Origin of the sequence: Micromonospora sp. NPDC002717, assembly GCF_040295705.1 — a bacterium.
In the GTDB taxonomy this organism is placed as follows: domain Bacteria; phylum Actinomycetota; class Actinomycetes; order Mycobacteriales; family Micromonosporaceae; genus Micromonospora.
Genome location: NZ_JBEOVW010000023.1, coordinates 18,617 through 39,661, shown reverse-complemented (window position 1 = coordinate 39,661; position 21,045 = coordinate 18,617). Strand labels below are relative to the sequence as shown.

General features: G+C 74.3%; 23 protein-coding genes. 19 read left to right on the top strand and 4 right to left on the bottom strand.

What is annotated here, in order from left to right:
• Positions 1 to 230 precede the first annotated feature (230 nt).
• The 3 genes from hrcA (at position 231) to ABT006_RS26920 (ending at position 3,303) form a co-directional block, all read left to right on the top strand.
• The gene (gene hrcA / locus ABT006_RS26930; protein ID WP_350710805.1) at positions 231 to 1,253 is read left to right on the top strand and encodes a heat-inducible transcriptional repressor HrcA; all 1,023 of its coding nucleotides are present in this window, start codon (positions 231 to 233) and stop codon (positions 1,251 to 1,253) included.
• 73 nt (positions 1,254 to 1,326) lie between these two features.
• Positions 1,327 to 2,472: a molecular chaperone DnaJ gene (gene dnaJ, locus ABT006_RS26925; RefSeq protein WP_350710901.1), complete on the top strand. Its 1,146-nt coding sequence runs from the start codon at positions 1,327 to 1,329 to the stop codon at positions 2,470 to 2,472.
• A gap of 96 nt (positions 2,473 to 2,568) precedes the next feature.
• The gene (locus ABT006_RS26920) at positions 2,569 to 3,303 is read left to right on the top strand and encodes a 16S rRNA (uracil(1498)-N(3))-methyltransferase (RefSeq protein ID WP_350710803.1); all 735 of its coding nucleotides are present in this window, start codon (positions 2,569 to 2,571) and stop codon (positions 3,301 to 3,303) included.
• Positions 3,304 to 3,306: 3 nt separating this feature from the next.
• Here the strand turns inward: ABT006_RS26920 and ABT006_RS26915 are convergent, their stop codons facing one another.
• Positions 3,307 to 4,068 carry an SDR family NAD(P)-dependent oxidoreductase gene (locus ABT006_RS26915; RefSeq protein ID WP_350710802.1) on the bottom strand — a complete coding sequence of 254 codons (762 nt, stop codon included), beginning with the start codon at positions 4,066 to 4,068 and terminating at the stop codon, positions 3,307 to 3,309.
• Between the two features lie 95 nt (positions 4,069 to 4,163).
• Here ABT006_RS26915 and ABT006_RS26910 point away from each other — a divergent pair, with 95 nt between their 5' ends.
• The 8 genes from ABT006_RS26910 to ABT006_RS26875 all read left to right on the top strand — a co-directional run bounded on the left by ABT006_RS26910 (position 4,164) and on the right by ABT006_RS26875 (position 11,857).
• The gene (locus tag ABT006_RS26910; RefSeq protein ID WP_350710800.1) at positions 4,164 to 4,523 is read left to right on the top strand and encodes a histidine triad nucleotide-binding protein; all 360 of its coding nucleotides are present in this window, start codon (positions 4,164 to 4,166) and stop codon (positions 4,521 to 4,523) included.
• A complete protein-coding gene (locus ABT006_RS26905; RefSeq protein WP_350710798.1) occupies positions 4,520 to 5,896 on the top strand; it encodes a serine hydrolase domain-containing protein in 1,377 nt (458 codons plus the stop codon). The genes ABT006_RS26910 and ABT006_RS26905 overlap by 4 nt, the downstream gene beginning before the upstream one ends.
• Positions 5,897 to 6,204: 308 nt before the next feature.
• Positions 6,205 to 7,263, top strand: coding sequence for a PhoH family protein (locus ABT006_RS26900; RefSeq protein ID WP_350710796.1), 1,059 nt, complete (start codon positions 6,205 to 6,207; stop codon positions 7,261 to 7,263).
• Positions 7,264 to 7,281: 18 nt separating this feature from the next.
• Positions 7,282 to 7,752 (top strand): rRNA maturation RNase YbeY, encoded by a 471-nt coding sequence (ybeY, locus tag ABT006_RS26895; protein ID WP_350710794.1) that lies wholly within the window; start codon positions 7,282 to 7,284, stop codon positions 7,750 to 7,752.
• Positions 7,728 to 9,140 (top strand): hemolysin family protein, encoded by a 1,413-nt coding sequence (locus ABT006_RS26890; protein WP_466023965.1) that lies wholly within the window; start codon positions 7,728 to 7,730, stop codon positions 9,138 to 9,140. The genes ybeY and ABT006_RS26890 overlap by 25 nt, the downstream gene beginning before the upstream one ends.
• The gene (locus tag ABT006_RS26885; RefSeq protein WP_350710790.1) at positions 9,133 to 9,519 is read left to right on the top strand and encodes a cytidine deaminase-like protein; all 387 of its coding nucleotides are present in this window, start codon (positions 9,133 to 9,135) and stop codon (positions 9,517 to 9,519) included. The genes ABT006_RS26890 and ABT006_RS26885 overlap by 8 nt, the downstream gene beginning before the upstream one ends.
• Positions 9,520 to 9,559: 40 nt before the next feature.
• On the top strand, positions 9,560 to 10,456 hold the full coding sequence (era, locus tag ABT006_RS26880; RefSeq protein ID WP_350710789.1) for a GTPase Era: 897 nt from the start codon (positions 9,560 to 9,562) through the stop codon (positions 10,454 to 10,456).
• Between the two features lie 168 nt (positions 10,457 to 10,624).
• A complete protein-coding gene (locus ABT006_RS26875) occupies positions 10,625 to 11,857 on the top strand; it encodes an acyltransferase family protein (RefSeq protein WP_350710787.1) in 1,233 nt (410 codons plus the stop codon).
• Here ABT006_RS26875 and ABT006_RS26870 read toward each other — a convergent pair.
• Positions 11,844 to 12,674: a DUF4097 family beta strand repeat-containing protein gene (locus ABT006_RS26870; protein WP_350710785.1), complete on the bottom strand. Its 831-nt coding sequence runs from the start codon at positions 12,672 to 12,674 to the stop codon at positions 11,844 to 11,846. The two genes, ABT006_RS26875 and ABT006_RS26870, sit on opposite strands and share 14 nt — an antisense overlap.
• A 101-nt stretch (positions 12,675 to 12,775) precedes the next feature.
• Between ABT006_RS26870 and recO the strand changes: the two genes are divergently transcribed.
• The 5 genes from recO (at position 12,776) to ABT006_RS26845 (ending at position 16,014) form a co-directional block, all read left to right on the top strand.
• A complete protein-coding gene (recO, locus tag ABT006_RS26865) occupies positions 12,776 to 13,618 on the top strand; it encodes a DNA repair protein RecO (protein WP_350710784.1) in 843 nt (280 codons plus the stop codon).
• Positions 13,619 to 13,626: 8 nt separating this feature from the next.
• Positions 13,627 to 14,427, top strand: coding sequence for an isoprenyl transferase (locus ABT006_RS26860; RefSeq protein ID WP_350710899.1), 801 nt, complete (start codon positions 13,627 to 13,629; stop codon positions 14,425 to 14,427).
• Positions 14,428 to 14,491: 64 nt separating this feature from the next.
• Entirely contained in the window at positions 14,492 to 14,677 is a 186-nt protein-coding gene (locus ABT006_RS26855) for a hypothetical protein (RefSeq protein WP_350710782.1), read from the top strand.
• A gap of 283 nt (positions 14,678 to 14,960) precedes the next feature.
• Complete coding sequence (locus ABT006_RS26850; RefSeq protein ID WP_350710780.1) at positions 14,961 to 15,182, top strand: thioredoxin reductase; 222 nt, start codon at positions 14,961 to 14,963, stop codon at positions 15,180 to 15,182.
• Positions 15,183 to 15,252: 70 nt separating this feature from the next.
• On the top strand, positions 15,253 to 16,014 hold the full coding sequence (locus tag ABT006_RS26845) for a pirin family protein (protein ID WP_350710778.1): 762 nt from the start codon (positions 15,253 to 15,255) through the stop codon (positions 16,012 to 16,014).
• Between the two features lie 41 nt (positions 16,015 to 16,055).
• On the opposite strand, the gene gnd is transcribed toward ABT006_RS26845, so the two are convergent.
• Positions 16,056 to 17,498: an NADP-dependent phosphogluconate dehydrogenase gene (gene gnd / locus ABT006_RS26840; protein WP_350710776.1), complete on the bottom strand. Its 1,443-nt coding sequence runs from the start codon at positions 17,496 to 17,498 to the stop codon at positions 16,056 to 16,058.
• A 403-nt stretch (positions 17,499 to 17,901) separates the two neighbouring features.
• On the opposite strand from gnd, the gene ABT006_RS26835 reads away from it, so the two are divergent.
• Complete coding sequence (locus ABT006_RS26835; protein ID WP_350710774.1) at positions 17,902 to 18,138, top strand: hypothetical protein; 237 nt, start codon at positions 17,902 to 17,904, stop codon at positions 18,136 to 18,138.
• Positions 18,139 to 18,283: 145 nt separating this feature from the next.
• On the opposite strand, the gene ABT006_RS26830 is transcribed toward ABT006_RS26835, so the two are convergent.
• Positions 18,284 to 18,979, bottom strand: coding sequence for a hypothetical protein (locus ABT006_RS26830; RefSeq protein ID WP_350710772.1), 696 nt, complete (start codon positions 18,977 to 18,979; stop codon positions 18,284 to 18,286).
• 156 nt (positions 18,980 to 19,135) lie between these two features.
• Between ABT006_RS26830 and ABT006_RS26825 the strand changes: the two genes are divergently transcribed.
• Together ABT006_RS26825 and ABT006_RS26820 are read left to right on the top strand one after the other, a co-directional pair.
• Positions 19,136 to 20,338 carry a sensor histidine kinase gene (locus ABT006_RS26825; protein ID WP_350710770.1) on the top strand — a complete coding sequence of 401 codons (1,203 nt, stop codon included), beginning with the start codon at positions 19,136 to 19,138 and terminating at the stop codon, positions 20,336 to 20,338.
• Entirely contained in the window at positions 20,335 to 20,994 is a 660-nt protein-coding gene (locus ABT006_RS26820; protein ID WP_350684807.1) for a response regulator, read from the top strand. Before ABT006_RS26825 ends, ABT006_RS26820 begins: the two co-directional genes overlap by 4 nt.
• The last annotated feature ends 51 nt before the right edge of the window (positions 20,995 to 21,045 follow it).

Genomic DNA, 21,045 nt, shown 5'->3' with positions numbered 1-21,045 from the left:
GGCCGCGGGCAAGGTCGCACCAGAGCGACTCCGACCGGGATGTCCGGATGATCGGCTCTGGCGCCGCCGCCTCCGCGGGCCGTGTGGCGCCGGTCGGATCGCCGTCCCAGGTTGATCATCGCGTCGGCGGGCGCGCCGACGTAGACTGGCACTCGTCCGTAGCGAGTGCCAGCAACCCGCCCGCCCCTCGGGGCGCGGGGGGTCCGACGTGCGACAGGAGGTGGGGAACGATGGGTCTCGACGACCGCAAGCTCGCCGTGCTGCGCGCGATCGTCGAGGACTACGTCGCCACGCAGGAGCCCGTCGGCAGCAAGTCGCTGGTCGAGCGGCACCAGCTCGGGGTCTCCCCGGCGACCGTCCGCAACGACATGGCCGTGCTGGAGGAGGAGGGCTACATCCGCCAGCCGCACACCAGCGCCGGCCGGGTGCCCACCGACCGTGGCTACCGGCTCTTCGTGGACCGGCTGTCCCGGGTCAAGCCGCTCAGCCCGGCCGAGCGCCGCGCGATCGAGCGCTTCCTGGTCGGCGCGGTCGACCTCGACGACGTGGTGCACCGCACCGTACGACTGCTGGCGCAGCTGACCCGGCAGGTCGCCGTGGTGCAGTACCCGAGCCTGGCCCGCTCCTCCGTCCGCCACCTGGAGCTGGTGCCGATCTCCACGACCCGGCTGATGCTGGTCATGATCGCCGACACCGGCCGGGTCGAGCAGCGGCTGGTCGAACTGCCCGGGCCGATCCCCGCCGACGACGTCACGGACCTGCGTCGGCTGGTCAACGAGAAGCTGGTCGGCACCCGGCTGTCCGAGACCCCGCCGCTGGTGCAGGCGCTGGTCGACGAGTCGGTGCCGCACCTGCGGCCGGCCATGACCACCCTCTCCACCGTGCTGCTGGAGACGCTGGTCGAGCGGCACGAGGAGCGGATCGCGTTGGCCGGTACGGCCAACCTCACCCGCGGCGGCCTGCTCGACTTCCAGGGCTCGCTGCGCCCCATCCTGGAGGCGCTGGAGGAGGAGGTCGTGCTGCTCAAGCTCATCGGCGAGGCGGAGCCGAGCACGACCCGGGTGCTGATCGGCGACGAGAACGAGATCGACAACCTGCGCGCCGCCTCGGTGGTCAGCACCGGCTACGGGCCGGGCGCGACGATCGTGGGCGGGCTCGGCGTGCTCGGGCCGACCCGGATGGACTACCCCGGCACCATCGCCACGGTGAGGGCCGTGGCACGCTACGTGGGCGAGCTGCTGGCCCAGAACTGACCAGTCAGGGCCGACGGCCGGCTCCGGCCGACGACCGGCGCAACGCGAGACGAACATGAGGACACGGAACGCAGTGGCCAGGGACTACTACGGCATTCTCGGGGTGAGCCGGGAAGCCTCCGACGACGAGATCAAGCGCGCCTACCGGAAGCTGGCGCGGCAGTTCCACCCGGACGTCAATCCGGACCCGGAGGCACAGGAGAAGTTCAAGGACATCAACGCCGCGTACGAGGTCCTCTCGGACGACCGGAAACGGCAGATCGTCGACCTGGGCGGCGACCCGCTCGCCCCCGGCGGCGGGGGCGCGGGCGGTCCGGGCGGTCCCGGCGGCGCCGGCCCGTTCGTCGGCTTCCAGGACATCATGGACGCGTTCTTCGGTGGCGCGGCCGGCGGGTCGCGGGGCCCGCGACCGCGGACCCGGCCGGGCGCCGACGCGATCCTGCGGCTGGAGCTGGACCTGAACGAGACCGCGTTCGGCGTCGAGGCGCCGATCACCGTCGACACCGCCGTGCTCTGCACCACCTGCTCCGGCGCCGGCACCGCGGCCGGCACCCACCTGGCCACCTGCGAGGCGTGCGGCGGCCGTGGCGAGGTGCAGTCGGTGCAGCGCACCTTCCTCGGTCAGGTGGTCTCCGCCCGCCCGTGCACCGTCTGCCAGGGCTACGGCACCACCATCCCGCACCCCTGCCCGACGTGCGCCGGCGACGGCCGCGTCCGCACCCGGCGTTCGCTGACCGTCAAGATCCCCGCCGGGGTCGAGGACGGCATGCGCATCCGGCTGGCCCAGCAGGGCGAGGTCGGCCCGGGCGGCGGCACCGCCGGCGACCTCTACGTCGAGATCCACGAGCGGCCGCACGACGTCTACTCCCGCAAGGGCGACGACCTGCACTGCCGGGTCACCGTGCCGATGACCGCCGCCGCCCTCGGCACCCGGCTGACCATCAAGACGCTGGACAGCGAGGAGACGGTCGACGTCAAGGCCGGCACCCAGCCGGGCAGCACGCTGCGGCTGCGCGCCCGAGGCGTGCCGCACCTGCGCGGCACCGGCCGGGGCGACCTCTACGTCCACCTCGACGTGCGCACCCCGACGAAGCTCGACGCCGACCAGGAGCGGATGCTGCGCGACTTCGCCAAGACCCGGGGCGAGGAGGTCGCCGAGCTGACCAAGCAGGGTGGCTTCTTCTCCCGGATGCGCGACGCCTTCAACGGCCACGCCTGACGCCCACGCCCCCGGGCCGCCGCGCTCCGCGGCGGCCCGGTCGGCTCCACCGCCCTCGCCGCCCCGGCGGTCGCCGGGGCGGCTAGCCTGATCGTCGTGTCCGCGCCGCTGTTCCTGGTCGAGTCGCTGCCCACCGCCGACCGGCTGACCCTCGACGGCCCCGAGGGGCATCACGCCGCCACCGTGCAGCGGCTCCGCGTCGGCGAGGAACTGCTGCTCGCCGACGGGCGGGGCGGCACCGCCGCCGCCGTGGTCACCGCCGTCGGCCGCGGCACCCTCGACCTGGAGATCACCTCCCGGGGGTACGTCGACGCCTCCGTCCCGCGCCTGGTGGTGGTGCAGGGCATCGCCAAGGGCGACCGGGGCGAGCTGGCCGTGCAGGCGATGACCGAGGTCGGGGTGGACGAGATCGTGCCCTGGGCGGCGGCCCGCTCGGTCACCCAGTGGCGCGGCGACCGGGGCGTACGGGCGCGGGAGAAGTGGGCGGCGACCGCCCGGGAGGCGGCCAAGCAGGCCCGCCGCGCCTGGCTGCCCGTGGTGGCGGGGACGCCGGACGAGTCCACCGCCCGGGTCACGCGCCGCATCGGCGGGGCCGCCGCGGCGTTCGTGCTGCACGAGGAGGCGCAGGAGCGGCTGACCACCGCCGAGCTGCCCGCCACGGGCGAGATCGTGCTGGTCGTCGGGCCGGAGGGCGGGATCGCCGACAGCGAGCTGGACACCTTCACCGGGGCCGGGGCCCGCGCCGTCCGCCTGGGCCCGTCGGTGCTGCGCACCTCGACGGCCGGCGTGGCCGCCCTCGCGGTGCTCGCCACCCGCCTCGCCCGCTGGTGACGCTCAGCTGCGCAGGTAGGAGGCGCCGTTCAGGTCGACGATGGTGCCGGAGGCCCACTCCGACTGCGGGGAGGCGAGCCAGTGCACGGCGGCGGCGATCTCCTCGGGGCGGGCCACCCGGTTGAACGGGCTCTGCGCCCGGATGGCGGCGCCCCGCTCCCCGCGCAGGTGCTCCGTGGTCATTTCGGTCTCCACGAAGCCCGGGGCCACCGTGGCGACGGTGATGCCGTACGGGGCCAGGGCCACCGCCAGCGACTGCCCCAGCGCGTTCAGCCCCGCCTTGCTCGCCCCGTACGCCGGCTGCTCCGGCTCGCCCCGGAAGGCGCCCCGGGAGGAGACGTTGACGATCCGGCCGCCCCGGTCGCGCATGTGCTGGGCGGCGCACCAGATGACGTTGCCCGCGCCGGTCAGGTTGGTCTCCAGCACCTGCCGCCACTGCGCGCGCCACTGCGCGTAGGAGGCGCCGAAGACCGGGTGGGGGGCGTTCCGGTCGCCGTACACCCCGGCGTTGTTGACCAGCACGTCCAGCCCGCCCAGCAGGCCGGCCGCCTCGTCCACCATGGCCCGTACGGCGTCCGGGTCGGTCAGGTCGGCGCGGACCACCACGTGCCCCTCGCCGGGCAGTTCGGCGCGCAGCCGCCCGGCCGCCTCCGCCGAGTCGCGGTGGTGGATCGCCACCCGGTCCCCGCTCGCCGCGAACGCCGTCGCCACCGCCCGCCCGATGCCGCCCGAGGCCCCCGTCACCAGTACCGCCCGTGAAGTCACGCCGGCCATCATGCCGCGCCGCCCCGTCCGCCGTGCTGACGGGCCCCCTCGTCCACGGCGGGCGTGGGCAGGGGGCCCTTCCTTACACTGCCCCGATGGGAACCGACTGCCTGTTCTGCCGCATCGTCGCCGGGGAGATCCCGGCCACCGTCGTGCGGGAAACCGCCACCACGCTCGCCTTCCGCGACATCGGCCCGAAGGCGCCGGTGCACGTGCTGGTCATCCCGAAGGAGCACTACGCCGACGTGGCGACGCTCGCCCAGGGCGACCCGGCGCTGGCCGGCGAGGTGCTCGCCACGGCCGCCGCGGTGGCCGAGGACGAGGGGCTGCTCGGCGACGGCTTCCGGCTGATGTTCAACACCGGCGCGTACGGCGGCCAGGAGGTCTTCCACGTGCACGCGCACGTGCTCGGCGGGGCGCCGCTGGGCCCGATGCTGGCCCGGGACCTCGCGTGACGGCGGTCGACGACCGCCTGGCCCGGCTGGTGCGCACGGTCCAGGCGCAGGCCCGGGTGCCGGCGGTCTCGGCGGCCCTGCACCGGGCCGACCGCCCGCTGTGGACGTGCACGGCCGGCGGCACCGGCAACGACACCGAGCTGGGGCCGGGCACCCGGTTCCGGATCGGCTCGGTCACGAAGACGTTCACCGCCGTGCTGGCGCTCCAGTGCCGCGACGACGGCCTGCTCGACCTGGACGACCCGCTGGGCCGCCACCTGGACCTGCCGGCCCACGGCGAGCTGACCGTGCGCCGGCTGCTGTCGCACACCGCCGGCCTGCAACGGGAGCCGTACGGCGACGTCTGGGACAGCTTGCGCGCGCCCGACGTCGACGAGTTGGTCGCCGACCTCGCCCGGGCCGAGCGGGTGCTGCCGCCGGGCCGCCGCTACCACTACTCCAACCTCGGCATGGCGCTGCTCGGCCGGCTCGTCGGCCACCTGCGGGGCGGCACCTGGGCGGAGGTGCTCGCCGAGCGGGTGCTGACCCCGCTGGGGCTGGCCGACACCTCGGTGACGCCGGGTCCGCACGCCGCGACCGGTTTCCTGGTCGACGCGTACTCCGACGAGGCGCACCCGGAGCCGCCCACGGACTTCGGCGCGGTGGGGCCGGCGGCCCAGCTCTGGAGCACCGCCACCGACATGGCCCGCTGGGCGGCCTTCCTCGCCGACCCGGCGGCGCTGGACCCGGCGGGCGCGGTGCTCGCCCCGGCCACGCTCGACGAGATGCGCTGGCCGGCGACGGTCACCGACGAGACGCTCTGGTCCGGCGGCTTCGGGCTGGGGCTGATCCTGGTGCCGCAGGGCAAGCGGATCATGCACGTCGGGCACGACGGCGCGATGCCCGGCTTCCTGGCCGGCGTCTACGGCCGGCGCGGCGGCGAGGGGACTCCGGGCGCGATGGGCGTCGCCGTGCTCGGCTCCTCCGGCACGGCCGGCGAGGTCCTCGACCTGCCGCACCGGTTGCTGGCCGCCGCCGTCGAGCACGACCCGGCCGACGTCGCGCCGTGGCGGCCGGGCCCGCCCGCCCCCGAGGGCGTACGCGGGCTGCTCGGCCGCTGGTGGGGCGAGGGCTTCGAGTACGTCTTCTCGTGGCACGACGGCGCGCTGCGGGCCCGGGGCGCCGACGACCCGGCGGGGAAGCCGCCGGCGGTCTTCGCGCCGCTGCCCGACCAGCCGGACGTGTACCGCACGGTCTCCGGGCGCGAGGTGGGCGAGCTGCTGCGGCTCACCCGGGACGAGCACGGCGCGGTGGTCCGGATGCACTGGGCGACCTACCGGTTCACCCGTACCCAGGAGACCTTCGACCGGTACGACTTCCGCGCCAGCTCCTGACGGCGGCGCGCACGGGCGGGGCGGGGCCGACGCGGGCCGCGTCCCGTCCGTGCCGTCGTGTGCCGTTCCGGCGTCGAACGGCAGCGTCCCGCACAGGATCGCGGCGCGTGCCCGGCCGGCCGGTGTCGTCGTGCCCCGGCGTGCCCGGTCCGGGGCGGTCACGGCGGGCGGGCCGTCCCGTGCGCGCGGAAATGGGCGCGGTGCCGCCGCTGTTGAGCAGATACGATGGGAGCAACGTCAGCGCGCCGCGCCAGCAGGCCCGGCGCCGAGATCGAGAGCAGGTGGCGCAGGGCCCCTCGGCCCGACCTATGACCGGCACCCCACCTCCCGGCCCGCCCCGGGTGCAGACCAGGATCACCGTTCCGGATTCCAAGATCATGGTCAACCTGCTCGGCGCGGGCGACGAGATCCTGCGACTGGTCGAGCGCTCGGTCAACAGTGACGTGCACGTCCGGGGCAACGAGATCACCATCACCGGCGCCCCCGCCGACAACGCCCTCGCCGAGCGGATCTTCAGCGAGCTGCTCGAACTCATCGAGAAAGGCGAGACCCTGACCACTGACGCCGTCCGGCGTACCGTCGGCATGCTCGAGCAGGGCGGCGCCGAGCGGCCCGCCGAGGTCCTGACGCTCAACATCCTCTCCCGGCGCGGGCGCACCATCCGCCCCAAGACGCTGGGGCAGAAGCGCTACGTCGACGCGATCGACGCGCACACCATCGTCTTCGGCATCGGCCCCGCCGGCACCGGCAAGACCTACCTGGCCATGGCCAAGGCCGTCCAGGCCCTGCAGGCCAAGCAGGTCAACCGGATCATCCTCACCCGGCCGGCGGTCGAGGCGGGGGAGCGGCTCGGCTTCCTGCCCGGCACGCTCAACGAGAAGATCGACCCCTACCTGCGCCCGCTCTACGACGCGCTGCACGACATGCTCGACCCCGACACCATCCCCAAGCTGATGGCGGCGGGCACGATCGAGGTCGCCCCGCTGGCGTACATGCGGGGGCGTACCCTCAACGACGCGTTCATCATCCTCGACGAGGCACAGAACACCACGCCCGAGCAGATGAAGATGTTCCTCACCCGGCTCGGCTTCGGTTCCAAGATCGTCGTCACCGGTGACGTCACCCAGGTCGACCTCCCCGGCGGCACGACCAGCGGCCTGCGGGTGGTCCGGGAGATCCTGGAGAACGTCGAGGACGTGCACTTCGCCCAGCTCTCCAGCTCGGACGTGGTCCGCCACCGGCTGGTCGGGGAGATCGTCGACGCGTACGCCCGCTGGGACGCCGAGCGGGAGAACCAGCAGGCGCAGAGCGTGCACGCCGTGCCCGGGCGGACAGCCCAGGGCGGCCGGGCCGGCCGGCGCCGCTAGACCACCGAGGGAAGACTGTTGTCCATCGAGATCGCCAACGAGTCCGGCGTCGACGTCGACACCGACGCCGTGCTCGCCGTCGCCCGGCACGCCCTCGACGAGATGGGGGTCAACCCCCTCGCCGAGCTGTCCGTGCTGCTGGTCGACATCGACTACATGACCGAGCTGAACCACCGCTGGATGGGCGGCGACGGCCCGACCGACGTGCTCGCCTTCCCCATGGACGAGGGCAGCGTCGACCACGGGCCCGGCGAGTCGAACGCCGCCGGCGAGCCGGCGCTGCTCGGCGACATCGTGCTCTGCCCGGAGGTGGCGGCCAAGCAGGCGGCCACCGCCGGCCACTCCGCCGCCGACGAGCTGCACCTGCTCACCGTGCACGGCGTGCTGCACCTGCTCGGCTACGACCACGCCGAGCCGGAGGAGGAGCGGGAGATGTTCGCGCTCCAGGCCCGACTGCTGGCGAGCTGGCGGTCGACCCGGTCCCGGTGATGGACACCCCGACACTGGCGGCCGGCGCCACCGGCCTGCCCGACCTGCAACTGCTGGTCTCCGCGGCCGGCCTGGTGGTGCTGGCCGGCCTGATCGCGATGACCGAGGCGGCCCTCGCCGCGGTCTCGCCCGCCCGCGCCGCCGAGCTGGCCCGCGACGGCGTACGGGGCGCGCGCACGCTCCAGGCCGTCGCCGGGGACGTGGTCCGCCACCTCAACCTGCTCCTGCTGCTGCGGCTGCTCGCCGAGCTGACCGCCACCACGCTGGTGGCGCTCGTCGCGGTGGACACCTTCGGCGCGGGCTGGCGCGCGGCGCTGGTCACCGCCGGCGCGATGACCGTGATCAGCTTCGTGGTGGTCGGAGTCGGTCCGCGCACCCTCGGCCGGCAGCACGCGTACGTGGTCGGGCGGTCCGTCGCGCCCCTGGTCCGCTGGCTGGGCCGGGCGCTGAACCCGCTCGCCTCGCTGCTGATCCTGATCGGCAACGCGGTCACCCCGGGGCGCGGCTTCCGGGAGGGGCCGTTCGCCACCCAGGTGGAGCTGCGCGAGCTGGTCGACCTCGCCGAGCAGCGCGGCGTCGTGGAGCACGGCGAGCGCCAGATGATCCACTCCGTCTTCGCGCTCGGCGACACGATCGCCCGCGAGGTGATGGTGCCGCGCACCGAGATGGTGTGGATCGAGGAGCGCAAGACGCTCTCCCAGGCGCTGGCGCTCTTCCTGCGCTCCGGGTTCTCCCGGATCCCGGTCATCGGCGAGAGCGTCGACGACGTGCTCGGCGTGCTCTACCTCAAGGACCTGATCCGGCGCACCCAGGGCGGCGCCCCGGAGGACCGCCAGCTCCCGGTCGCCGAGCTGATGCGCCCCGCCACCTTCGTGCCGGAGTCCAAGCCGGTCGACGACCTGCTCTCGGAGATGCAGGCCGCCCGCAACCACCTGGTCATCGTCGTCGACGAGTACGGCGGCACCGGGGGGCTGGTCACCATCGAGGACATCCTGGAGGAGATCGTCGGCGAGATCACCGACGAGTACGATGTCGAGCGCCCGCCGGTCGAGCACCTCGACGACGGGGCGGTGCGGGTCACCGCGCGGCTCCCGGTGGAGGACCTGGGCGAGCTGTTCGACACCGAGCTGCCCACCGACGAGGTGGAGACCGTCGGCGGCCTGCTCGCCCAGTCCCTGGGCCGCGTCCCGATCCCGGGGGCGCAGGTCGAGGTCGCCGGGCTCCGGCTGGTCGCCGAGGGCACCACCGGCCGACGCAACCGGATCGACACCGTGCTGGTGAGCCGGGTGGAGTCGACCGACACGCAGGACGGCCCGGGCCGCGGCGAGCACGCCGAGCCCCGGGGCGACACGAACCGATCCGAGGAGAGGCAACCCGCCGATGCCTGAGTCACCCGCCGTACCGGCCGCCCGGCCCACCCCGTCCGACCCGATCGAGCTGAGCGCCGAGGACGGCAAGCTGGTCGTCCTGGCCCGGGGCGCGCGCGGCCGGGTGGGCGCCGTGGAGGGCGCGGCGGTACGCGACCAGGACGGGCGGACGTACGCCGCGGCCAGCGTCTCGCTGCCCTCGCTGACGATCACCGCGCTCCAGCTCGCGGTGGCCTCGGCGGCGGCGGCCGGCGCGAGCCGGCTGGAGGCCGCCGTGGTGGTGACCGAGGCGTCGACGCTGGACGGCGCCGGGCACGCGGCGGTGCGGGACCTCGCGGTCGACGCGCCGATCCACGTGGCCGCGCCGGACGGCACCGTCCTGGGCACGGTGGTCGAGTGAGCGGGCGGACGGCGGCCGGCGAGCGGGGCGGGGCCGCGGCGTGAGCGACCTGGAGCAGCGCCCCTACCGGGCCGGTTTCGCCTGTTTCGTCGGCCGCCCGAACGCCGGGAAGTCGACGCTGACCAACGCGATCGTCGGGCAGAAGATCGCCATCACCTCGAACAAGCCGCAGACCACCCGGCACGTCATCCGGGCCGTCCTGCACCGCCCGGACTCCCAGCTCGTGCTGGTCGACACCCCGGGCCTGCACCGCCCCCGCACGCTGCTCGGCGAGCGCCTCAACGACCTGGTCCGACAGACCTGGAGCGAGGTCGACGTGATCGGCCTCTGCATCCCTGCGGACGAGCCGATCGGGCGCGGCGACCGGTTCATCACCGGCGAGCTGGCCGAGCTGAAGGCCACGGTGCTGGCGGTGGTCACCAAGACCGACCTGGTGGACCGCAGGCGGCTGGCCGAGCAGTTGCTCGCCGTCAGCGAGCTGGGCGAGTTCGCCGAGGTGGTGCCGGTCAGCGCGGTCTCCGGGCACCAGGTGGACACCCTCGTCGAGGTGATGACCCGCTACCTGCCCGAGTCGCCGCAGCTCTACCCGGACGACATGCTCACCGACGACCCGGAGCAGGTGCTGGTCGCCGAGCTGATCCGGGAGGCGGCCCTGGAGGGCGTCCGTGACGAGCTGCCGCACTCCATCGCGGTGGTCGTCGAGGAGATGGTCCCCGAGGGCAAGCTCATGAAGATCTACGCCGACGTGTACGTCGAGCGGCCCAGCCAGAAGGCGATCGTGATCGGCCACCGGGCCAGCCGGCTCAAGGAGGTCGGCACGACCGCGCGGCGGCAGATCGAGGAGCTGCTCGGCACCCGGGTCTACCTCGACCTGCACGTCCGGGTGGCGAAGGACTGGCAGCGGGACCCGAAGCAGCTGCGCAAGCTGGGATTCTGACCGGTCGCCGGGCCGGGTGCATCCCGGCCCGGCGACCCGGGCATGATCGATGTCGGTCGGCCGGGTGGAAGATGTCACGTTCACGTGGGGTGCTGACGGTTTGCCGGGGCCGCTCCGGAGGGTAGGGGAAGGACCAGCCCCCGTGCCCCCGGACATAGATGCAGGCTGATGCGAAACCGATACCTTGACCTGCTCCGCTTCCTGGCCATCGTTCGAGTCGTGGTCTACCACGTCACCGGATGGGCCACCCTGACCCTCGTCTTCCCGGCGATGTCGGTGATGTTCGCGCTCGCCGGCTCGCTGATGGCCGCCTCGCTGCAACGGTGGGGGCCGGGGGCGGTCGTACGCCGGCTGCGTCGCCTGCTGCCGTCACTCTGGGTGGTCGCCGCGGTCTTCGTACCCGCCATGCTGCTCACCGGGCTGCCGCTGAGCCCGAAGGTGCTGCTCTGGCTCTTCCCCGTCGCCGATCCGCCGGCCAACGGCTGGGGGGCGATCGCGCTGAGCGTGATCTGGTACCTGCGCGACTACCTCTGGTTCGTGCTCGCCTCCCCGGTCGCCCTCTGGCTGTTCCGGCGCGCCCCGGTGCCCACGCTGGTCGCCCCGTACGCCATGCTCGCCGCGGCCGAGCTGGGCCTGCTGCCGGCGCTGCCGGGGGCGCTGCACCACTTCGGGCTCTACTTCGGCGCCTGGCTGCTCGGCTTCGCCCACCAGGCCGGCATGCTGCGTCGCCTGGCCACCCGGGTGCTGGTGCCCGTCGCGCTGGCCCTCGCCGCCGCCGGGGCCGCCTGGATCGTCACCCACCCCGGACCCCGCGGGTACGACCTGAACGACAACCCCCTGGGCAACGCCCTCTGGTCGGCGGCCTTCATCCTCGTCCTGCTCGGGCGGGCGCCGGCGGGCGCGCGATGGGTGGACCGCAGGGCCGTGTTCGGTCGGGTCGTGACCGTGTTCAACCGGCGGGCGCTCACCGTCTACCTGTGGCACATGCCGTTCGTGGCGGTGCTCACCCCGCTGGTGGACGTGGTGGGCTGGTCGCACCAGGATCCGCTCGGCCTGGCGGTCCGGGTGGTCCTGGTCTTCGCCCTGGTCGCGGTGGTGACCGCCCTGGTCGGCTGGGTGGAGGACGTGGCGGCCCGCCGGCCGCCGGAGCTGTTTCCCGGCGGCTCCCGCCCCGCACCGGCCCGCACCGGGCCATCCGCCCCGACCGGTGCCGGTTCACCCGCCCCGACCGGCGCCGGTACACCCGCCCCGACCGGCGCCGGTACACCCGCCCCGACCGGCGCCGGGGCGCCGCCCGCCCCGGCCCCCGCCGCGCGGTCCGTTCCGGCCACCGGGCGGGCCGGCGTGCCGTCGCCGCGCGCCGCCCGGGATCCGCAGACCGTCGAGATCAGCGCTGGGTGACCGTCTGGTCGCCGCCGCCGGTGGAGATGTCGAGCACCAGCGAGGCGGTCGGATCGTGGGTCACGCCCAGCCGGGTCTCGCCGCCGCCGGCCGCGGAACGGATCTGGTAGCGGGCCGTGGGTACGACGAGCTTGATGTCGCCGCTGGAGGTGTGCGTACGCGCCGAGGCGGGCGCGGCCAGGTCGACGGTGATGTTGCCGGAGCCCGCCTCGGCGTCCACCCCGGCGCCGAGGCGGCGCCCGGTGATGTCGCCGGAGCCGGCGCGCAGGGTCACGGCGCCCGGGGCGCCGTCCACGTCGATGTTGCCGGAGCCGGTCGTGACGGTGACCGCGCCGGCGGCGCCGGTCACCCTGACGTCACCCGAGCCGGTCTCCGCCACGACGGGGCCGTCGGCGCCGGTCACCCGGACGTTGCCGGAACCGAGCCGGATCTCCACCGCGCCGACCTTGGTCAGGTGGACGTCACCGGAGCCGGTCTCGCCCGTCACGCTCACCCCCTCCGGGGCGGTGACGTCGTAGGAGACGCTGCAGTCCTTGCCGCAGTCGGTGTCCAGCATCAGTTCGGTGCCGTTGATCTCGTACGTGGTGTCGGGCTGGCCGCCGTGGTAGCGCACCACCCGCTTGATCCGCACCTCGTCGTCCGTGCCGGTGGTGCGGACGGTCACGTCGCCGGACCCCGGAAGCACCCGGATGGCGGTGATCCGGGCCGCTTCGGTGTTGTCGTAGTCGAGCCGACGGGAGGCCAGGTTGTCGCACCCGGCGACGACGATCAGGGTGGCGGCCGCGGCGAGCGCCGCGGCGGTCCGGTGGAGAGCCATGCGAGCACGCTACGAGGCACGGCGCGCGCCGCGCATCGGGGGTTCTTCGCGCGTCCACCCCGAGCCGACCCTGATTTCGCACCCCGAGGGAGAATGGTCCGATGGCCGGGTACCGCCGACAGCTCTACCGCGACGACGCGGTGGTCCTGCGCGTGCAGAAGCTCGGCGAGTCCGACCGGATCATCACCCTGCTCACCCGCCGGCACGGCCGGCTGCGGGCGGTGGCCCGCGGGATCCGCCGCACCACCAGCAAGTTCGGCGCCCGGCTGGAGCCGTTCGGGCACGTCGACCTCCAGCTCGCCGGCGACCCGAAGGGCAACCAGGGCAGCTCGCTGCACACGGTCAGCCAGGTCGAGGGCATCGACCTCTACGGCAAGCGGTTCCTCGGCGACTACCCCCGCTACACGGCCGCCAGCGCGATCGCCGAGACCGCCGAGCGGCTCACCCCGGTGGAGCGGGAGCCGTCGCTGCGGCTGTTCCAGCTCACCCTCGGCGCGCTGCGGGCGCTCGCCGAGGGCAGCCACGACACCACCCTGGTGCTCGACGCGTACCTGCTGCGCGGGATGGCCCTCGCGGGCTGGGCGCCGGCGCTGACCGCCTGCGCCGTCTGCGGCACGCCCGGGCGGCACCGGGCGTTCTCCGTACCGGCCGGGGGCGCGGTCTGCCCGGACTGCCGGCCCCCCGGCGCGGCCCATCCCGCCCCGGCCACCATCGACCTGATGTCCGCGCTGACCAGCGGCGACTGGCGGGTCGCCGACGCCACCGAGACCGGCGTACGCCGGGAGTGCAGCGGCCTCGTCGCGGCGCACCTGCAGTGGCACCTGGAGCGCGCGCTACGCTCGCTGCCGCTGGTCGACCGGGGTGCCCCGGCGGCCGGCCCGGTCCCGCCGCCGCGGGGCGTGGGGGCCGGAGCGGATGGCGTGAGCAGGGAGAGAGCCGAGTGATCCGATCGATGAGGGCCGGCCGGCGCGAGCCGGTGCCGCCGACACCGCACCCCTCGGGCGCCCGGCCGCCGGCGTTGCCCGCCGAGGCGGTGCCCCGGCACGTCGCCGTGGTGATGGACGGCAACGGCCGGTGGGCCAAGGAGCGCGGGCTGCCTCGCACCAAGGGCCACGAGGCGGGGGAGCACTCCCTGTTCGACACCATCGAGGGCGCCATCGAGCTTGGCATTCCCTACCTGTCGGCGTACGCCTTCTCCACCGAGAACTGGCGGCGCTCGCCGGACGAGGTCCGGTTCCTGATGGGCTTCAACCGGGACGTCATCCGCCGCCGCCGCGACCAGCTGGTCGACCTGGGGGTGCGGGTGGTCTGGTCCGGCCGGGCCGGCCGGCTCTGGAAGAGCGTCATCTCCGAGCTGCAGACGGCGGAGGAGATGTCCCGGGGCAACTCCACCCTGACCCTCCAGTTCTGCGTCAACTACGGCGGGCAGGCCGAGATCGCCGACGCCGCCGCCGCGATCGCCCGGGACGCGGCCGCGGGCAGGCTCGACCCGGCGAAGGTCACCGAGAAGACGGTGACGAAGTACCTCTACCACCCGGAGGTCCCCGAGGTGGACCTCTTCCTCCGCCCCTCCGGCGAGCAGCGGATCTCCAACTACCTGCTCTGGCAGACCGCGTACGCCGAACTGGTGTTCCTCGACACGCTGTGGCCCGACTTCGACCGCCGGCACCTCTGGTACGCCTGCGAGCTGTACGCCCAGCGGGACCGCCGCTTCGGCGGCGCGCTGCCCAACCCGGTCGCCCCGCCGTCCTGAGGCTTACCGCTCCGCCGCGCGGGGTACCTCTCCGGTCAGCAGCCACTGACGGAGGTGAACCCACATGATCCAGAAGCGTATTGCCCAGTGGGCGTTGATGGCGGTCGCGGTGCCGCTGGCGGCGGCCGGCGCGCGTCGGCTCAGTCACACGCTGGAGGCCCGCCGCGGCCCGTCCGGGGTGAGCCGCCTGCTCACCAAGGGTGCCGACATGCTCCGCCCGCGGAAGGCGAAGCGCCGCCGCTTCTTCTGACCCGGCCGGTCAGCGTCGCTCCCCGCGACGCTGACCTCCCCTCCCCGTCCGCCCGTCCCCGCCGCCACCCCGCCTGGCGACCACGCGCTTGTGGTGCCTCGCGAAAGCGTCCTACCGGGCCGTCGCCTGGGTGCGATCTTCGCCTTCGCCGTGGAGGCGGCCACCGGAACCGCATGCCCGGCTGGGGGCGGGTTCGGGGGTTTCGGGGTGGGTGAGGGGTGGGGGTGCCTAGGATCGGGGACGGGGTGGGTGCCCCGGACCGCGTCGAGCCTCGGGGGTGGGGATGCGGGATCTCCGGTACAAGATGATCATGGCGCTGAACGCCGCCGACCTCGGTGACCCGATCTGCGCGCAGGTGGCCGAGATCTGCGCCGAGATCGCCGAGCAGCACTGCCACGAGCTCGGCCACGCGCCGCAGCCGCGCTCCGGCGAGATCGGCGAGCTGGCCACGGGTGAACCGGCGCTCACCTGGGCGCCGACCGAGACCGGGCAGCGTGCCTGGTGACGCCTCCCGCCGACCCACCGGCCGCGCCGGTCGATCCCGGGGCGGCGTCGGGCCGCCGACCGGTGACGCGGTGACCGCCCCCGCTCCGGCCGTCGACGTCCGGCGGGCCGACGACCGCTTCGCCACCCGGATCTCCTGGCTCGACTCGAAGCACTCGTTCTCGTTCTCCCGGCACTACGACCCGGCCAACACCCACCACGGTCTGCTGCTGGTCAACAACGACGACGTGGTCCGGCCGGGCGCCGGCTTCGAGACCCACCCGCACCAGGACATGGAGATCGTGACCTGGGTGTTGCGCGGGTCGCTGGTGCACCAGGACTCCACCGGTCACTCCGGCGTGATCTACCCGGGGCTGGCGCAGCGGATGAGCGCCGGCACCGGCATCCTGCACTCGGAGAAGAACGACTCCTGGCGGCTCGACGGCCGCGACCCGCACACCGATCCCGTCCACTTCGTGCAGATGTGGGTGCTCCCGGACGAGCAGGGCATCGACCCCGGCTACGAACAGCTCGAGATCCACGACGAGCTGCTGCGCGGCGGCCTGGTGCCCGTCGCCTCCGGGATGGACCGCCACGACGGTGCCGCGGCGATCCGGATCCGGAACCGCTTCGCCGCCCTGCACGCCGCCCGGCTGCGCCCCGGCGACGAGGTCGATCTCCCGGACGCGCCCTTCGTCCATCTCTACGTGCCGACCGGCGCGGTCACCCTGGAGGGCGCCGGCCTGCTCGGCACCGGCGACGCCGCCCGGCTCACCATGACGGGCGGGCGACGGGTCACCGCCACCGAGCCGGCCGAGATCCTGGTCTGGGAGATGCACGCCACCATCGCCTGACCGGCCACCTCCGCCACCCCTTCTCGCCGGGGTGGGGTGGGTCAGGCCTGGATTTCGGAGCGGTCGCCGGACCAGAGGGTGTGGAAGGTGCCGTCGCGGTCCACGCGGTGGTAGGTGTGCGCGCCGAAGTTGTCCCGCAGCCCCTGGATCAGCGCCGCCGGGAGGCGCTCGGCGCGCAGCGCGTCGAAGTACGCCAGCGACGAGGCGAACGCCGGCGCCGGCACCCCGGCCCGGGCCGCCTCGGCAACCACCCTCCGCCAGCTCGGCACGCCGTCGTTGACGGTGTCGGCGAACCACGGCGCGACCAGCAGCGTCGGCAGCTCCGGCCGCTCGTCGTACGCCTGCCGGATGTGGTCGAGGAAGCGGGCGCGGATGATGCAGCCGCCCCGCCAGATCGTCGCGGTGCCGCCCAGGTCGATGCCCCAGTCGTACTCCCGGGAGCCGGCCCGGATGTGGTCGAAGCCCTGCGCGTACGCGACGATCTTGGAGGCGAGCAGCGCGCGGCGGACGTCCTCGACGAAGGTGTCCCGGTCGCCGACCTGCCACGTGCCGCCCGCGTCCGGGAACGCCCCGCGCGCCGCCGCCCGCTGGTCGGCGTGCCCGGACAACGACCGGGCGAACGTCGCCTCGGCGATGCCGGTGATGGGGATGCCCAGATCGAGGGCGCTCTGCACCGTCCAGCGGCCGGTGCCCTTCTGCTCGGCACGGTCCAGCACGACGTCCACGAACGCCCGCCCGGTGGCGGAATCGGTGTGCGCCAGCACGTCCGCGGTGATCTCGATGAGGAAGGACTCCAGCTCGCCGGAGTTCCAGTCGCGGAAGATCTCCGCGATCTCCGCCGGCTCCGCGCCCGGCCCGGCCCGCAGCAGGTCGTACGCCTCGGCGATGAGCTGCATGTCGGCGTACTCGATGCCGTTGTGCACCATCTTGACGAAGTGCCCGGCGCCGTCCGGCCCGATGTGCCGGCAGCACGGCACCCCGTCCACCTGCGCGGCGATCCTCTCGAAGATCGGGCCGAGCGTGCGGTAGGACTCCGCCGACCCGCCGGGCATGATGCTCGGGCCGCGCAGCGCACCCTCCTCGCCGCCGGAGACGCCGGTGCCGACGAAGTGCAGCCCGTGGGCCCGCAGCGCCTCCTCCCGCCGGCGGGTGTCGGCGAAGTGCGCGTTGCCGCAGTCCACGACGATGTCGCCGGGGTCGAGCAGTGGCATCAGTTCGTCGATCACGGCGTCGGTGGGCCCGCCCGCCTTGACCATCACGATCACCGCCCTCGGCCGCTCCAGCGAGGCGACGAAGTCCGCCATCGACTCGGCGGGCAGGAAGGTCCCCTCGTCGCCGTGCTCCGCGACGAGGCTGCGGGTGCGCTCCGGCGAGCGGTTGTGCAGCGCCACGGTGAAGCCGTTGCGGGCCAGGTTCCGGGCCAGGTTCCGGCCCATCACCGCCAGCCCGGTCACGCCGATCCGCGCCGCCGCCCCCTCGGCCATCCGTCTGCCGCCTTCCGCCGTTCACAGCCGCCGCTGCGACCGTATCGCGGCGGGAGGCGGGCGCGGTGCGGATGTGCGACAGCCCGACACCTCCGCGTCGCGGTGCGTCACCGGGCGAGCATGCCGCTCGTGCCGGTAATTCGGATGCGCGGGGCCGTGCCGTGGGGTTAGCGTGTGGGCATGCGCAACTGACGCCCCATCTCCGAGCCGGCCCGCCGCCCTGCTGCCGCGGGTCCGCGTGCTCCCGGGCGTCCGCATTCCCACCCTGCCGCCGAGGCGGCGGTGTCCTTCGTGGTCGCACCCGGGGAGCAGTCCCGATTCCGCCCGACCGTCGCGCGACGGTCACCGACCCGCGGCCCGTCCGATCAGACGACGGGACGGTCCGCAGACCGAGGAGGCCCGGATGCCCGCCAAGCGCAACCCGAAGAAGTCCCGCACCGTCACGCCGAAGCCGACCGTCGCGGACCTGACGCCGATCGAGATGGACGCGATCGCGGTCGCCCCGGCGTCGGTCCCGGCGCTGCCCGCGACGCCGCCGACGAAGGCCGGTCCGCCCGCGCGGGGTGCCGGGGCCCGCAACCCCGGGGGCCGGAGCCAGCAGGCACCCCAGGCCCGCCGGTACGCCTTCCGGCGCAGCTGACGAGCAGGCCCACCGCCAGGACGACGTCCAGAAACCAGCAGGCGGAGCCGGATCCTGCCGTTGGCGCGGCCGACGACGGCGGGCCGGGAAACCCGGGGGCGGGGCCGCGGATGACGCCGCGACCCCGCCCCGTCACCCCGGCCGGTCAGGAGTGCGCGGCCACCGGTGCCTCCGTCCGGCCCGCCGCGTCGGCCGGGCGCTGCCGGCCGACGCCGAACGCCAGGCCGGACAACCCGACCGCCATCAGCACGCTCACCACGATCTTGAGCGGAACCCCGTCGCTGACGAATTCGAGGACCTGCCCGCCGGTGAGGACGAGCGGCACCCACAGCGACACCAGGCCGGCCCGCCAGGCCCCGAAGGCCAGCACCAGGAGGCCGATCATCCAGCCCAGCAGCCACATGGCGAACGACGCCATCACGAACGGGTCGTTGTCGAGGGCGTCGACGACCGGTCGGACGGCCTCGGCGTCGACGTCGGCGGCGGCGAGGGCTCCGAGGAAGGCGTTGTAGTGCCAGAGGTGGACGGTGGAGAAGTAGAGGCCGAGCAGGGTGATGCTGCCGCCGACCGTGGCGACCAGCGGCCTGTGTCGGCCGAGCGCCACGGCCAGGCCGGCCATCGCCGGCAGCAGCAGCAGGTGCGCCAGGGCGAACAGGACGGTCTCCACCCGCCACGCGCCGAGGTTCCCGGCGGCCACCGCCACGTTGCCGGCGGTTTCGGACACGTCGTCCGGGAACATCACCCAGTAGAACGCATTCGCGACGCCGTAGAGGACGCCGGCCGCGGCCAGCGCGACCGCCGTCAGCCGCCGGCCGTACCGTCGCCCGGTCCTGTCATCCATCGTGTCTCCCCTCGGAAAGTGTGTGGTGGACGGTAGGAGCCGGCCCGGGGCCCGATCGTCGGCCGACGGGTTGAGCCGAGGGTGGAGCGTTCTGCCAGGCCTTCTACACCCGTGGGTGGACGCCCGGCCTCGGGCGCCGCCGATACCCTTCGCACCATGTCCGCCGTCCTCGACAACCGACGTCTCCCGCGGGGTCTCGTCGTCGCCACGGTCGCCGGTCTCGCGCTGTTCGGGTTCGGCCTGGCCGAGCTGTACGTTCCGATCGCCGGCTACGTCGAAGGCCAGGGGCCCGACCTCGCGGCGCTGCCGGCCGGCTGGCTCGCCGTGCTCACCGTGCTGCTCGCCGGCTACGGCCTCGCGGTGGCGGTCTGCACGACGTACCCGCGAGCGGCGGCCGTCCTCGCCGGCGCCTGTTTCACCGCGCAGAGCTTCACGCCCGTCCTCCCGGAATGGCCCGTCGTGCCGCTCCTGGCGCTGCTCCTCGCCTGCTTCGGCTGCGTCGCCGTGGGGGGACGCGCCGCACCGACCGTCGCCACGGTCAGCTACTTCGTCGCACTCGGCGTCGAGAACACCGCCGCCGGGGACTCGGACTGGGTGTTCATCGTGTTCGTCGCGCTCGCGGTGCTGGGTCCGGGCTACGCGGTCCGGATGCGCCGCGCGCAGGCGGTGCGTCTGGTCGCGTTGGCCGCCGAGCGGGAGGCCGCCGCGCGGACGGACGAACGGCTGCGGGTGGCCCGGGAACTGCACGACATCGTCTCGCACGGCGTCTCGGCGATGGTGCTGCAGGCCGGCGCGGCCGAGGCCGTGCTCGACTCGGACACGCGCCAGGCCCGCGAGTCACTGGAGGCGGTGCAGGACGTGGGGCGCGATGTGGTCACCGAACTGCGCCGGCTGCTGGTCATCCTGCGCGGCTCGGAACCGGTGCCGGAGGGACTGCCCTCGCTGCGGCAGCTCGACGCGTTGACCACCGCGGTACGGGTCGCCGGCGGGCGGGTCGAGGTCACCGTCACGGGCGATCTCGGCCCGGTCCCGGTCGCCGCCGACGTCAACGCCTACCGGATCCTCCAGGAGGCGCTGACGAACGCCGCCAGGCACGCCCCCGGCGCGACCGTCGACGTCTCGATCGACGTGGGCGACACCCGGCTCCGGCTGCACGTCGTCGACGACGGGCCCGGTCCCACCCGCCGTGGCGTCGGCACCGGCCACGGGCTGACCGGCATCCGGGAACGGGCCGAGCTGTTCGGCGGCACGGTCGTCGCGGGCCCGCGCGAGCAGGGCGGCTTCGAGGTCCGTGTGGAGCTTCCGTTGGGTCTCGACGGCTCGGCGCCCGCGCTCTCTCCGACGGGCACGACGGCGTGACCCGGGTGCTCATCGCCGATGACGAGGCCCTCGTCCGCGGCGGACTCCGGATGATCCTCGGCGCGCAGCCCGACATCGAGGTGGTCGCCGACGCGGCCGACGGCGAGGACGCCGTGCTGCTCGCGGCACGCCTCAAGCCCGACGTCGTCCTGATGGACATCCACATGCCGCGGCTGGACGGCATCGCCGCGACGGAGCGGATCCTGGCGGAGTGCGCCGACATCCGGATCATCGTGCTGACCACCTTCGACCTGGACGAGTACGTCTACCGGGCGCTGCGGGCCGGCGCGTCCGGATTCATGCTCAAGACCACCCCGCCGAAGGATCTCGCGGGCGCCCTGCAGGCCGCCGCGCGTGGCGACGCGCTGCTGTCCCCGTCGATCACCCGCAGGCTGATCGACCACTACACGGCGACGGCGCCTGCGGCGACCGCGGGCAGCCCGGGCCTGGCGGAGCTGACCGCCCGGGAGACGGAGGTGCTGCGGATGATGGCCGACGGCCTGTCCAACCGGGAGATCGCCCACCAGCTCTTCCTCGGCGAGGCGACGGTGAAGACGCACGTCAACCGCATCTTCGCCAAGCTCGGGGTGCGCGACCGGGTGCAGGCCGTCGTGTTGGCGTACCAGACCGGCGTGGCCCAGCTCCGGCGCCGGTAGGGCGACAGAACGCTGGGCCTCGCCACCGTGGCCGTGGCGCCGGCAGCCGCC

Bases quoted from the DNA above. Each gene is read 5' to 3' on its own strand.
- ABT006_RS26830 (WP_350710772.1), bottom strand. From the start codon at position 18,979: ATGGATGACAGGACCGGGCGACGGTACGGCCGGCGGCTGACGGCGGTC.
- ABT006_RS26900 (WP_350710796.1), top strand. From the start codon at position 6,205: ATGACCGGCACCCCACCTCCCGGCCCGCCCCGGGTGCAGACCAGGATC.
- ABT006_RS26860 (WP_350710899.1), top strand. From the start codon at position 13,627: ATGAGGGCCGGCCGGCGCGAGCCGGTGCCGCCGACACCGCACCCCTCG.
- recO (WP_350710784.1), top strand. From the start codon at position 12,776: ATGGCCGGGTACCGCCGACAGCTCTACCGCGACGACGCGGTGGTCCTG.
- ABT006_RS26835 (WP_350710774.1), top strand. From the start codon at position 17,902: ATGCCCGCCAAGCGCAACCCGAAGAAGTCCCGCACCGTCACGCCGAAG.
- hrcA (WP_350710805.1), top strand. From the start codon at position 231: ATGGGTCTCGACGACCGCAAGCTCGCCGTGCTGCGCGCGATCGTCGAG.
- ABT006_RS26875 (WP_350710787.1), top strand. From the start codon at position 10,625: ATGCGAAACCGATACCTTGACCTGCTCCGCTTCCTGGCCATCGTTCGA.
- ABT006_RS26825 (WP_350710770.1), top strand. From the start codon at position 19,136: ATGTCCGCCGTCCTCGACAACCGACGTCTCCCGCGGGGTCTCGTCGTC.
- ABT006_RS26910 (WP_350710800.1), top strand. From the start codon at position 4,164: ATGGGAACCGACTGCCTGTTCTGCCGCATCGTCGCCGGGGAGATCCCG.
- ABT006_RS26855 (WP_350710782.1), top strand. From the start codon at position 14,492: ATGATCCAGAAGCGTATTGCCCAGTGGGCGTTGATGGCGGTCGCGGTG.
- gnd (WP_350710776.1), bottom strand. From the start codon at position 17,498: ATGGCCGAGGGGGCGGCGGCGCGGATCGGCGTGACCGGGCTGGCGGTG.
- ABT006_RS26885 (WP_350710790.1), top strand. From the start codon at position 9,133: ATGCCTGAGTCACCCGCCGTACCGGCCGCCCGGCCCACCCCGTCCGAC.
- ABT006_RS26870 (WP_350710785.1), bottom strand. From the start codon at position 12,674: ATGGCTCTCCACCGGACCGCCGCGGCGCTCGCCGCGGCCGCCACCCTG.
- ABT006_RS26850 (WP_350710780.1), top strand. From the start codon at position 14,961: ATGCGGGATCTCCGGTACAAGATGATCATGGCGCTGAACGCCGCCGAC.